10 protein-coding genes are annotated in these 12,920 nt (G+C 61.7%); 3 read left to right on the top strand and 7 right to left on the bottom strand.

Translation table 11 applies throughout. The features are described 5' to 3' along the window. Positions 1-80 precede the first annotated feature (80 nt). Positions 81-644 carry an NAD(P)H nitroreductase gene (locus N2A98_RS21285; RefSeq protein WP_003193928.1) on the top strand — a complete coding sequence of 188 codons (564 nt, stop codon included), beginning with the start codon at positions 81-83 and terminating at the stop codon, positions 642-644. A 135-nt stretch (positions 645-779) separates the two neighbouring features. Here the strand turns inward: N2A98_RS21285 and N2A98_RS21280 are convergent, their stop codons facing one another. The 7 genes from N2A98_RS21280 to gap form a co-directional block, all read right to left on the bottom strand. Continuing rightward, positions 780-2,918: a methyl-accepting chemotaxis protein gene (locus N2A98_RS21280; protein WP_275623628.1), complete on the bottom strand. Its 2,139-nt coding sequence runs from the start codon at positions 2,916-2,918 to the stop codon at positions 780-782. A 138-nt stretch (positions 2,919-3,056) separates the two neighbouring features. Next, positions 3,057-3,458 (bottom strand): YbaN family protein, encoded by a 402-nt coding sequence (locus N2A98_RS21275; RefSeq protein ID WP_044270915.1) that lies wholly within the window; start codon positions 3,456-3,458, stop codon positions 3,057-3,059. 156 nt (positions 3,459-3,614) lie between these two features. Beyond that, positions 3,615-4,223: a biliverdin-producing heme oxygenase gene (locus N2A98_RS21270; RefSeq protein WP_078803712.1), complete on the bottom strand. Its 609-nt coding sequence runs from the start codon at positions 4,221-4,223 to the stop codon at positions 3,615-3,617. A 138-nt stretch (positions 4,224-4,361) separates the two neighbouring features. Next, positions 4,362-6,926, bottom strand: a complete 2,565-nt coding sequence (locus tag N2A98_RS21265; protein ID WP_275622610.1) for a TonB-dependent receptor — start codon at positions 6,924-6,926, stop codon at positions 4,362-4,364. Between the two features lie 115 nt (positions 6,927-7,041). Next, entirely contained in the window at positions 7,042-8,010 is a 969-nt protein-coding gene (locus N2A98_RS21260; RefSeq protein ID WP_069558518.1) for a FecR domain-containing protein, read from the bottom strand. 74 nt (positions 8,011-8,084) lie between these two features. Further along, positions 8,085-8,603, bottom strand: a complete 519-nt coding sequence (locus tag N2A98_RS21255; RefSeq protein ID WP_003193922.1) for a sigma-70 family RNA polymerase sigma factor — start codon at positions 8,601-8,603, stop codon at positions 8,085-8,087. A 223-nt stretch (positions 8,604-8,826) separates the two neighbouring features. Next, a complete protein-coding gene (gene gap, locus N2A98_RS21250; RefSeq protein ID WP_003193921.1) occupies positions 8,827-9,828 on the bottom strand; it encodes a type I glyceraldehyde-3-phosphate dehydrogenase in 1,002 nt (333 codons plus the stop codon). A gap of 221 nt (positions 9,829-10,049) precedes the next feature. On the opposite strand from gap, the gene edd reads away from it, so the two are divergent. Both edd and N2A98_RS21240 read left to right on the top strand, forming a co-directional pair. Continuing rightward, the gene (gene edd / locus N2A98_RS21245) at positions 10,050-11,876 is read left to right on the top strand and encodes a phosphogluconate dehydratase (RefSeq protein WP_275622609.1); all 1,827 of its coding nucleotides are present in this window, start codon (positions 10,050-10,052) and stop codon (positions 11,874-11,876) included. Next, positions 11,873-12,829: a glucokinase gene (locus N2A98_RS21240; RefSeq protein WP_044270924.1), complete on the top strand. Its 957-nt coding sequence runs from the start codon at positions 11,873-11,875 to the stop codon at positions 12,827-12,829. Before edd ends, N2A98_RS21240 begins: the two co-directional genes overlap by 4 nt. Positions 12,830-12,920: the final 91 nt, after the last annotated feature.

The following is a 12,920-nucleotide window of genomic DNA, read 5'->3' as shown; positions in this document are numbered from 1 at the left end:
GAATAAGAGCAATTATCGTTTGGTGGCATCCCGATTCTTTCCCGTTAGAATGACCGCACATTTTTCTATGGAGGTGGCCAATGCAGGCTCTCGACGCTTTGCTCAACCGTGTTTCCGTGCCGCGTTTGCTCGACCCGGCACCGACCCAAGAGCAGCGCGACCTGCTGTTCGCCGCCGCCATGCGCGCGCCCGATCACGGCCAACTGCGCCCGTGGCGTTTCCTTACCGTGGAAGGTGCAGCGCGTGAACAGATGGGCACGCTGTTGGCCGAAGCCGCCCGCCTGCAGGACGCCGACGCACCGCAAGCCGCCATCGATAAAGCCCAGAACGGCCCGCTGCGTGCGCCGCTGGTGGTGGTGGTGATTGCACGCTTGCAAGAGCATTTCAAAGTGCCCAAGTCCGAGCAATTGCTGGCCGCCGCCTGTGCGGCCCACGGCATTCTGCTGGCGGCGTATGCCCAGGGTATTGGCGCGGTGTGGCGTACCGGCGAATTGTCCTACTCGGCTCACGTTGCCAAAGGCCTGGGGCTGGCGGCGAATGAAGAAGTGATTGGCTTTCTGTACCTGGGCACGCCGCAGAACCCACCGCGCACGGCGCCGAAGGAAGACTTGACGCCGTTCGTCCAGGCCTGGCCCGGCCGGTAATTCACCACCCTCCTGCTTTATGTGGGAGCTGGCTTGCCTGCGATGGCATCGACTCGGTTTCACAGACACACCGAGTTGTCTGCATCGCGGGCAAGCCCGGCTCCCACCCAGGTGTTTAGTATTTTCAGAACCGAATCAGACCCTGAACTGATCCATCAACTTCATTTGCTGGCTGGCCAGGGCATTGAGCTGGCTGCTGATCGCCGCTGACTCGGTAGCCTGGCCGGTGAGGGTTTCAGTCACAGTACGAATCGCCGAGACGTTGCGGTTGACCTCTTCGGCCACCGCGCTCTGCTGTTCGGCCGCGCTGGCGATTTGCAGGTTCATGTCGCTGATCACGGTGACCGCGTCGCTGATCTTGCCCAGGGCTTGCACGGCTTGATGGATCTGCCCGGCATTGCTCTGCGCCTGGTGCTGGCTGGAGTGCATGGTCGCCACTACGCCACGGGTGCCGCTCTGGATACGCTCGATCACCAGGCGGATTTCCTCGACTGAGTCCTGGGTGCGCTTGGCCAGGTTGCGCACTTCGTCGGCCACCACCGCAAAACCACGCCCGCTTTCCCCGGCGCGTGCCGCTTCAATCGCTGCGTTCAACGCCAGCAGGTTGGTCTGTTCGGCAATGCTGCGGATCACCTCCAACACTGAACCGATTTGCTCGCTGTTGACCGCCAGGGCTTCGACTTCGCCCACGGCTTTGCTGACTTCGTCGGCCAGAGTGGTGATATCACGGGTGCTCTGCTCGATGATCGACATGCCTTCGCGTGCCGACTGGTCGGCGCCGCGTGCCGCGCTGGCGGCATTGGAGGCGCTGTTGGCCACGTCGTGGGCGGTGGCGCTCATTTCGTTCGACGCGGTGGCGACCTGGTCGATTTCACGGAACTGCACCTGCATGCCTTCGCTGGTCTGGCGCGCAATAGCGGACGATTGATCGGCCGTCCCGCGGGCTTCGGTGATGCTTTGCTTGATCTGCGCAATGGTCGGCTGCAGCTTGTCGAGGAAGCGGTTGAACCAGTTCACCAACTCGCCCAATTCGTCCTTCTTGGCGTAGGCCAGGCGCTGGGTGAGGTCGCCGTCACCGCTGGCGATGTCCTTGAGCATGGCGGCCACGCTATTGATAGGGCGGGTCACGCCAGTAGCGGTCAGCCAGATCAGCAGCAAGCCCAGCAGGCCGGCGGCGGCGGCCACCAGCAGGGCTTTGAGCGTGCCCGTTGCCTGGGCCTCGTCGAGTACGGCTTGCAGTTTTTCGTTGTCGGCCAGCATTACCGCTTTGGGCAGCTTGATCACCACGCCCCAGGATTTGGCACCGGCAATCGGCTTGAGCGGGTACACGGCACGAATGGTGTCGTCCTGTTCACGGATAACCGGGCGGTCATTGGCCAGCAGTTGCACGATCTCTTTGCCTTCAGCGCCAATGCTGTCGATCAGGTTCTTACCGACTTTGGCCGGCTCACCACTGTAGGCGGCGATCAGGCCGGTGCTGGACAGAATCTCCAGGTGGGCGGCGCCGTTGAACAGGTCTTTTTGCGCCGCATCGGTGGTCGCTTGCAGGGCGGTGAGGGCGATGTCCACGCCGACGACGCCGATGACTTTGCCGTCGACGATCAGCGGCAGGGAAATGGTGGTCATCAGTACCGGTTTGCCGGCCACCGTGTCTTCGTACGGGTCCAGCAGGCAAGTGCTGCGCGTGTCCCGTGGGCAGGTGTACCAGATGTTGTAGGGCGTACCGCTGAGGTTGAGGGTGGTCTTGGTCAGGTCATCTTCGACCATGATGGTGTTCTGGCCTTCGCCGCCAGCCCGGCTCCAATAGCTGGAAAACCGGCCTTTTTCATTGGAGACGCGCGCCTTGTCGTCGATGAATTCGCTGTCCTTGCCATCCAGCCCGTTGGGTTCGAACGACAACCAGATGCCCAGCACCTTGGTGTTGCGCTCGAACGCGGTTTTAACGCTGCGGTTGAGTTCTTCACGCAGGGCTCCGGCTTCCAGGGAACGCTGGGTGCCCAACTGACGCAGGTCTTTGATCTGGTCGGCAAGGGCGGTGATTACCAGCAGGTTTTCGCCGAAGGTCTGCTGTAAGTGGCCGGCCTGTTCGGCCGCTTTGGATTGCAGCAACTGCTCCACGCTGGCGGTGAGCATTCGTGAGCTTGAATCACTGACCAACCGATCGTTCTGGTTGGTGTTGTAGATATTGATGCCGACCACCAGTGCAATCACACCCAGCAGACACAGGCCGGACAGCAACACGATTTTCAAGCGGATGGAGATGGTGTCGAACATAGGTTCACTCACGAATGGACTTGTTGGAATGCACGCAAACGCGCCAAGTCCCTTCGGCGTCATGCCTGAAACATCGGCGTCACAAATCAATTCATGAGGAAGAGGCGATGAGCGGTAGGAAAACGCCTACAGGCCGCCTTAGACGGGACGTGCCAGCTGTTCGGGGCGGGACCAGATCCACAGGTTGCCCAGGCTCATCCCGGCAATCGCCAGGTACACCGGCCAGCCGTGATCGAGCATCACCAGCATCAACGCGGCGCACAGCAACATGCTCACCGTGGCGCTGACCTTGGCTCGACGGGCGATGATCTTGCCATTGCGCCAGTTGGACAGGATCGGCCCGAACAGGCGGTGGTTTTCCAGCCAGGCGCTGAGGCGCGGCGAGCTTTTGGTGGCGGCCCAGGCGGCGAGCAGGATGAATTCGGTGGTGGGCAACCCCGGTATCACAATCGCCACCAAGCCGATCCCCAGGCTGACGTAGGCCAGCAGGCCAAAGAGGACTTGGGCGATTTTGGAGGAGGATTGGGGTTTGCCGGTCATGGGTAGGGAGATCGCAGAAAATCAATTTGAAATGAGGGCTAAATGTGGGAGCGGGCTTGCTCGCGAATGCGGTGTATCAGTCGCCTGATCTATTGGCTGAACTACTGCATTCGCGAGCAAGCCCGCTCCCACATTTGATTGCATTTCAATCCAGGGTTACGCCAGTTCTGGGGCGCTAGCGTACGCCTGTTCCAGCAACACGGTGAAGCGCACAAACGCATCAATCGCGCCTTTTTCCACCGCAGCTTCTTCTTCGGCACTGAATGTCAGGCCGTCGAGGGTGCGGGTGAAACTCTTCCAGCCCTCGGCGCGACCGCCGGCCGGCTCGCCCAGGTGGCGCGCACCGAAGGTTTCACTCAGGCCCAGGCCCACGGCGCGCTTGATCAGGAACGCCGCGCCCAGCTTGGAGCCTTCAGAGACGAACAGCCAGCCCAAAGCTTCAGCTTTGCTGGGGTTGTTCACCGCGCCGGCAACCGGGGCCGGGATTTCGGTGTCCAGGTCTGCCAGGTCGAGCTTGGCCGCTTCGGCGCGGCAGCGGGCGGCCAGGTCAGGGATGATCTGGTTCAGCTCGGCATCGTTGTACAGGGCCACCAGTTCCGATTGGAACAGGTACTGGGCCACGACGAAGCGGGCGAAGTTGGCCCGGGTTTCGAACGGCGCGTGAGCCTTCACCAATGCGTCGAGCTTGGTGTGCGGCTCGTTGGTGATTTGGTTCAGGCGTTGGGAGCGCAGGCTTGGGCGTTCTGCGGTGGAAGAAGCGGTCATGAAAAAAGTCCTTGAGAAGAGAAGCGCCTGGGTGCCCTTAAAGAGAGCTGTTATCAACTAGACGAACAAGAAGACGCGGCACAGTAAAAAATCCTCACCTCGCCGCAGATGCATGGGCGGCGAGGTGGGGCGCATGGGTCAGATGTCCCAGATCACGTTGATCGCGAAGTTGCGACCGGGCTGGGTCAGGCGGTCGAGGTTGGCCGGGCCGGTGACACCGGCTTCGCCGACGCTGTCATAGCTGCGCACGTCATCCCAGTTCCAGTACTTCTTGTCGGTGAGGTTGTAGAGGCCACCGTTGACGGTCACGTCTTTGCTCACCTTGTAGTAAGCGGTCAGGTCGAGGATGCCGAAGCCCGGGGTTTTGAACGGGCCATCGGTGCCGCCGTCGGGCGCGTGGAAGGTCGTGCTGTCGACGCGGTCCTGTTTCTTCACCACGGTCCAGCTCAGCAGGCCACCGTAGTTGTCCTGGTCGTAGCCCAGGCCAAACACGCCCTTGAGTGGGTTGACGCTGTTCAGCGGTTCGCCATTGTCGTCGTTGCGACCGTAGGTGTAGGCAACCGAGCCCTGGGTATACAGGCCCTTCGGCGCGCCGAAGGTATCCAGGTTCAGGCGGCCCTTGGCTTCCACGCCCTTGATGGTGGCGCGTTTGATGTTGACCGCCTGGAACTGTTCCACGGTGCCGCCGACCACGGCGTTGTCTTCGTCGATAAAGTCACGGTACTTGTTGTAGTACACCGCAATATCGAAGGAGCCTTCGTCGAACTTGCCGCGAATCCCGGTTTCGATGCCTTTGCTGGTTTCTGGCTTGAGGTCGGGGTTGGGTTCGACGGTGTAGCCCAGGTTCAGGTTTTCGAAGCGACCGTACAGGGCCTTGGCGGACGGCGTGCGGAAGCCCTCGGCGTACTGGCCGAACCAGGTGTAGTTGTCGGTCAGGGCGTAGGTGAGGCCGAACTTGGGCGTGACGCGGTTCCAGGTTTTGTCTTTGCCGTCGACGGCATACTCGCCGGTCGGGTTGACGGTGTTGAGGAACTCCTGGGTCAGCTTGGGCTTGAGCCGGGTGTAGTCATAACGCACGGCGGGCAGGAAGGTCCATTTGTCCCAGGTGATCTGGTCCTGGGCGAACAGCGAGTAGGTGTTGATGGTCGGGTCGGGGAAGTCGCTGGCCTTCTTCACGCTGTCGCCGGCTGACGGGCTGGGCCCGCCAATGGCGGTGCAGCCGGCGCCAATGGCCAGGCACGAGGCCGAGCCTTCGCGGGAACCGGTGACTTTCTGCTGCTTGAGGGTGGTGCCGTAGGTGACCTGGTGCTCGGTTTCACCCAGGCTGAAGGCCTTGTCTAACTGAGCGTCGAAGACCCACTGTTTTTCTTCGTAAAGCGTGTCGCGGGTGCGCAGCACGCGACGGCCGGCCTGGTAGATTTCGGCGGTGGTCTGGTCGGTCTTGGCGATCTGGTAGTTGAGGCTGGTCTTGATGCGGTCGGCAATCGGCGACTCCAGGGCGAAGGTGTTTTCCAGGCCGAAGCGCTCGCGGGTGATGGTGTCGTTACCGCGACGGTCGCGGTACAGGTTCATGCCCCGGCCACCGATGAACGGGCCGCCCACTGCGTTTTTCAGATTGACGTCGCGGTCATCCTTGAACTTCTCGTAGGTCAGGCCCAAACGGTTGTCATCGCCATAGTTCCAGCCCAGCTTGGCCAGCACGTTGGTGGTGCGCGCATCTTCCGGGTTGGCGCCGGTGCGGGCCAGGCCGGTGGCGTTATTGCCGTCGTAGGATTCGGTTTCATGGCCGTTGCGCTGGCTCAGGTGCAGCAAGCCGTCGAAGTCCTGCACACGCCCGGCGAAGGTGCCGGAGGTCAGCCAGCTCTCGTCGGCGGAGCTGTAGCCGGTCTTCAGGCGGGCGCCGACGTCCTGGCCTGGCTTGATGATGTCGTCCGGGTCGAGGGTGAAATAACTCACCGCGCCGCCGATGGCGCTGCTGCCATACAGGGCCGAGGCCGGGCCGCGCAGGATCTCCACGCGTTTGACGATTTCCGGGTCGACGTAGTTGCGGCGGGTCTTGGCGTAGGGGCCGTTGAAGAAGTTGTCGGGCACTTCGACGCCATCCACCTGGGTGAGGACGCGGTCGCCGTCGATACCGCGAATGTTGTAGCCGGCGTTACCCGAGCGGGTACCGGCGCCGCCGACGGAGACGCCGGGTTCGTAGCGCACCAGTTCACGGATGTTGTTGACGTTCTGGCGGTCCAGCTCTTCGCGATCATGCACGCTGACGGTGCTCGGTACGCTGTTCACATCCTGTTCGTTACGGGTGGCGCTGATGGTCACCTGTTGCAGGGCGAGGGCGCTGCCGGCGCTACGTTTTTCCAGCACGATATTGTTGCTGCCCAGTTTGCGATAGCTCAGGTTGGTCCCCACCAACAGCCGCTCCAGGGCTTTTTCCGCTGGCAGCGGGCCGCGCACGCCCGGGGACGAAACGCCCTGGCCCAGTTCGGCCGGCAGGCCGACTTGCCAGCCGGTCACGGCGGTAAAGGCATTAAGCGCCGACACCAGTGGCTGCTGTTCAATGCTGAAGGTGTAATTGGCGTGGCTGCGAGCGGCAGGTTCGGCGGCGGTGGCGCTCATGACGGGCGCGCCAGCCAGCAGGATCGCGGCGGTCAGCAAGGACAAAACGGGCGAAGCAGACCGGCGGTTGAAACGAGAGGACATCGAGAGCGCTCCGGGATACGAATCTTATAGTTGCGAACCGAACCAAATAGGAATCAGTTGCATTGGCTATAACGAGACGTATCGCCGGTTAACATCGAGTAAAAATAATTCTCATTTAGTTCAGGATCACGAGTGCCGGGTATTCCGACAGCTTGGCCGAGGTGATGTGGGCCAGGGAGCGCACCACGTCCAGGGGTTGGTCCAGGCGGTAGTTGCCGGTGACGGCGACGCTGGCCAGTTGCTCGTTGTTGTTGACGATCCAGCCGGGGTAATAGCGGCGCAGCTCAGCCAGCACTTCGCTCAGCGGGCAGTTTTCGAACACCAGACGGCCCTGGACCCAGGCCAGGTCTTTGCTGGCATCGAGCTTGGCCGGTTGGCCGAAACCCTTGGGGCCGATGCGGATGCTTTCACCGGCGCTCAGGCGCACACGGGCATCGTCGAACGTGTTGCTCAGGTCGACATCGCCGCGCTGCACCTGGACCTGGGCTTCGCCATTGAGGTAGCGCACGGCAAAGGCGGTGTCACGCACGCTGGCGCGCACCGGGCCGGCGTCGATCTCCAGGGGCAGGCCACGGGTGGGTGCTATCTCAAAGAACGCTTCGCCCTGGTACAGGCGGGCAATGCGCTGATGGTCCTTGATGCTGCTGGAAAAGGCCGAGTTGGTGTTCAGCAGCACCTTGGAGCCATCGTCCAGTTGCAGGCGCTGGCGCTCGCCCACCACCGTCAGATGGTCGGCCTGCAAGCGCACCGGCAGGTTGCTGAAACTGAACAGGCCGACCAGCAACACGGCGGCGGTGGCCAGGGGTTTCCAGTGCGGTTTGATCCGGCGCCAACCGCTGGGCTTGCGCGGTGCGGCGAGGGCCACGGCGGCGCTGTGTACCGGTGCGTCACCCCAGGCGGCCTGGGCCTTGCTGAAGGCGTGGACATGGGCCGGATCCTGGGCCAGCCAGGCGTCGAACGCGGCCTGCTGCCCAGGTTGCGGGCACTGCAAGGCGATCAGCCAATCGAGGGCTTGGTCCATGGCCGCGTCTTGCAACACCTCATGAGCCAACGCATGGGGGCGCAGTTTATTCGGGTCCGTCACGGTGTTCCTCGGGTCTTCGCCACGTTCTATTCATTTTTCCTACAGCTTGGATCGACACCTCTGTCGGGTGAAGCTTAAGGCTGATCCAGCCGTTCGGCCACACCCACACAGATGGCCATGATCAATTTGAGTTCCTTTTGCACTGTGCTCAAGGACACACCCAACTGATCGGCAATCTCCTGATAGCTGCAACCGTGTAGGCGGCTGAGGATGAAAATCCGCTGCTGGCGGGCGCTCAACTGGCCGAGGCTCACACTCAGGTGCTCCAGCAGTTGCTCGGCCTGGGTGGCTTCCTCCGGCGTGCTGGCCGGCGCGGCGACGCTTTGCAGGACATCCAGTGGGACATCCTCCTGCAGGGTACGCGCCTGAATCCTGCGCGAGCGCAAATGATCCAGCGCCAGGTTACGGGCTGTCTGGTAGACAAAAGGTTCAAGGTGGTCGATTGGCCGCTCGCTCAGGGCCCGAGTCACGCGCAGGTAGGTTTCCTGCAACAGGTCCTCGGCAGTGCTGTGGTTATGCACCATGCGTTGCAGAGTTCGTAGCAGGATCACCCGTTGGGTGAGGAAGACGTGGTTGAAGCGAGATTGGCTCACAGTGATACCAGACCGATTTGCAGTGAATGATAATGCTTATCATCAACTGAAATGGCAAGTGGCTATTTCGCTGGGCCAGCGCAGGTGCAAGGAGATGCACTAAACCCATGTGGGAGCGGGCTTGCTCGCGAAAGCGGTATGTCAGTCAACGAATAGGCCAACTGAGCCACCGCATTCGCGAGCAAGCCCGCTCCCACACGCGCCCGGCTCCCTCAAGAGGGGCTTATTCGGCGTTACACAGCGCCAGGCAGTTATCCAGCATACGGTTGGAGAAGCCCCACTCGTTGTCATACCACGCCAGCACTTTGAGCAATTTGCCGCTGACCTTGGTGTGATTGGCGTCGAAGATCGACGACAGCGGGTTATGGTTGAAGTCGCTGGAAACCAGCGGCAGGGTGTTGTAGCCGAGGATCTTCGAATGCTGGCTGGCGTGTTTGAGCAAGGCGTTGACCTCATCGGCCGTGGCTTCTTTTTTCAGCTGCACGGTGAGGTCCACCAGGGACACGTTAATCACCGGTACACGCACCGCCATGCCGGTCAGCTTGCCTGCCAGTTCCGGCAGCACCAGGCCCACTGCTTCAGCGGCGCCGGTCTTGCTCGGGATCATGTTCTGGGTGGCCGAGCGCGCGCGGTACGGGTCGGTGTGGTACACGTCGGTGAGGTTCTGGTCGTTGGTGTAGGCGTGGATGGTGGTCATCAGCCCGCTTTCGATGCCTAGCTCGCGATGCAGCACCTGGGCCACCGGCGCCAGGCAGTTGGTGGTGCACGATGCGTTGGAAATGATCTGGTGGGATTGACGCAAAATGTCATGGTTTACCCCGTAGACCACCGTGGCGTCCGCGCCTTTGGCCGGGGCGGAGATGATCACCTTGCGCGCGCCGGCACTAATATGGGCGGCAGCCTTGTCACGGTCGGTGAACAGGCCGGTGCATTCGAACACCACGTCAATCTTGTGCGCAGCCCACGGCAGGTCGGCGGGGTTGCGAATGGCACTCACGGCAATCCGGTCACCATTGACGGTCAGGCTTTCCTGATCGTGGGCGACCTCTGCGTCGAAAGTGCCGTGTACGGTGTCGTACTTGAGCAGGTGGGCATTGATCGAGCTGTCGCCCAAATCGTTGATGGCGACGATCTGCAAATCCTGGCGATAGCCTTGGGTATACAGTGCGCGCAGGACATTACGGCCGATACGGCCAAAACCATTGATTGCGATTCGAAGAGTCATCGGAAAGTGCCTGTCGTCGATTTGTTGTAAGAATTACAAGATTATTCGCATAAAAATAGAAAACAAGCCTTTTTAGTGGCAATATTTTGTTCAATCTACAACGAGTGACCTGAATCAACTGGTCCGATGATCCAAACGACCCCCTGCCATCCCATGAGCCGTGGGCGTTTGATCAGCATAGACTCTCAGGTCGCCACATCCGTTAGCCTGGAGTTCTATACATGCATCCCCGCGTTCTTGAGGTCACCGAACGGCTTATCGCCCGCAGCCGCGCCACCCGCGAGGCTTACCTTGCGCTCATTCGCGGCGCAGCCAGCGACGGTCCGATGCGCGGCAAGCTGCAATGCGCCAACTTCGCCCATGGCGTGGCCGGTTGCGGCACCGAAGACAAAAACAGCCTGCGCATGATGAATGCCGCCAACGTGGCAATTGTTTCTTCTTATAACGACATGCTCTCGGCGCATCAGCCCTACGAGCATTTCCCCGAACAAATCAAAAAGGCCCTGCGCGAAGTCGGCTCGGTCGGCCAGTTCGCCGGCGGCACCCCCGCCATGTGCGACGGCGTGACCCAGGGCGAGCCGGGCATGGAGCTGAGCCTGCTCAGCCGTGAAGTCATCGCCATGTCTACGGCGGTAGCGCTGTCCCACAACATGTTCGACGCCGCGCTGATGCTGGGCATCTGCGACAAGATCGTCCCTGGCCTGATGATGGGTGCGCTGCGCTACGGCCACCTGCCGATGATCTTCGTGCCGGGCGGGCCGATGCCGTCGGGTATCTCCAACAAGCAGAAGGCCGATGTGCGTCAGCGCTACGCCGAAGGCAAGGCCAGCCGCGAAGAACTGCTGGAATCGGAGATGAAGTCCTACCACAGCCCCGGCACCTGCACCTTCTACGGCACCGCCAACACCAACCAGTTGCTGATGGAAGTCATGGGCCTGCACTTGCCCGGCGCTTCGTTCGTCAACCCGTACACGCCGCTGCGCGATGCGTTGACCCGCGAAGCCGCGCACCAGGTCACGCGCTTGACCAAGGCCAATGGCAACTTCACGCCGATTGGCGAGATTGTCGACGAGAAGTCCATCGTCAACTCCATCGTTGCGCTCAATGCCACCGGCGGCTCCACCAACCACACCATGCACATGCCGGCTATCGCCATGTCGGCAGGCATCATCCTGACCTGGCAGGACATGGCCGACCTCTCCGAGGTGGTGCCGACCCTGTCCCACGTGTATCCAAACGGCAAAGCTGACATCAACCACTTCCAGGCGGCGGGCGGTATGTCGTTCCTGATCCGCGAACTGCTGGAAGCCGGCTTGCTCCACGAAGACGTCAACACCGTGGCCGGCAAGGGCCTGAGCCGCTATATCCAGGAACCTTTCCTGGTCGACGGCGAACTGGTCTGGCGCGACGGCCCGATCGAAAGCCTCGACGAAACCATCCTGCGCCCGGTGGCTCGTGCGTTCTCGCCGGAAGGCGGCTTGCGCGTGATGGAAGGCAACCTTGGCCGTGGCGTGATGAAGGTTTCGGCAGTAGCGCCGGAGCATCAGGTGGTCGAAGCGCCGGCGGTGGTGTTCCAGGACCAGCAGGACCTGGCCGATGCCTTCAAGGCCGGCCTGTTGGAAAAAGACTTCGTCGCGGTGATGCGCTTCCAGGGGCCGCGCTCCAATGGCATGCCCGAATTGCATAAGATGACCCCGTTCCTGGGCGTGTTGCAGGACCGTGGTTTCAAAGTGGCACTGGTGACAGATGGGCGAATGTCCGGCGCGTCGGGTAAGATCCCTGCCGCGATCCACGTCAACCCCGAAGCCCAGAGCGGCGGGCCGCTGGCGCGGGTCCAGGATGGCGATATCATCCGTGTGGATGGCGTTACCGGCACCCTGGAGCTTAAGGTGGACGCCGAAGTATTTGCAGCGCGCACGCCTGCCACGGGCCTGTTGGGCAATAACGTGGGAGCCGGTCGCGAGCTGTTTGCATTCATGCGCTTGGCCGCAAGCTCCGCAGAGCAGGGCGCCAGCGCCTTTACCTCTGCCTTGGAGACGCTTAAGTGAAGCTTGCGCTGGTCGGTGACATCGGGGGGACTAACGCCCGTTTTGCGTTATGGCGGGATCAGGAACTGCATTCGATCCGCGTGCATGCCACGGCGGATCACGGCAGCCCTGAAGAGGCGATCAAGCTCTACCTCAAAGAAGAGGGCCTGCAAATCGGCGACATCGGTGCGGTGTGCCTGTCGGTGGCCGGGCCGGTGAGCGGCGATGAATTCAAGTTCACCAACAACCACTGGCGCCTGAGCAAAACCGCGTTTTGCCAGGCCCTGCAGGTGGATGAACTGTTGCTGGTCAACGATTTCTCGGCCATGGCCCTGGGCATGACCCGGCTCAAGCCCGACGAATTTCGCGTGGTCTGCGAAGGCACGCCGGAACCCTTGCGCCCGGCCGTGGTGATCGGCCCGGGCACCGGCCTTGGCGTCGGCACCTTGCTGGACCTCGGCGCAGGCCGCTGGGCAGCATTGCCGGGGGAGGGTGGGCATGTCGACCTGCCCCTGAGCAGCCCACGGGAAACCCAATTGTGGCAACACATCTACAGCGAGATCGGGCATGTCAGCGCCGAAACCGCGTTGAGCGGTGGCGGCTTGCCACGGCTGTACCGGGCGATTTGTGCGGTGGATGGGCATGAGCCGGTGCTGGACACCCCCGAAGCCATCACGGCGGCGGGCCTGGCCGGTGACCCGGTGGCCATGGAAGTTTTGGACCAGTTCAGCATCTGGCTGGGCCGGGTGGCGGGCAATAACGTCTTGACCACCGGTGGGCGCGGTGGCGTGTACATCGTGGGTGGGGTGATACCGAGGTTTGCCGACTTCTTTATCAACAGCGGTTTCGCCAAAAGCTTTGCGGATAAAGGCTGCATGAGCGACTACTTCAAAGGTATTCCGGTGTGGTTGGTGACGGCGCCGTATTCCGGGCTGACTGGGGCGGGTGTGGCGCTTGAGCAAGCTTTTGCATAGGTCATAATGGCGCCATCGCAGGCAAGCCAGCTCCCACCGTCTGGAATGCATTCCAAGTGTGGGAGCTGGCTTGCCTGCGATGGCGGCCTAA

This window comes from Pseudomonas sp. FJ2-5-13 (assembly GCF_029201605.1).
Classification (GTDB): Bacteria; Pseudomonadota; Gammaproteobacteria; order Pseudomonadales; family Pseudomonadaceae; genus Aquipseudomonas; species Aquipseudomonas lactis.
This window is presented reverse-complemented; position numbering and strand designations above follow the sequence as displayed.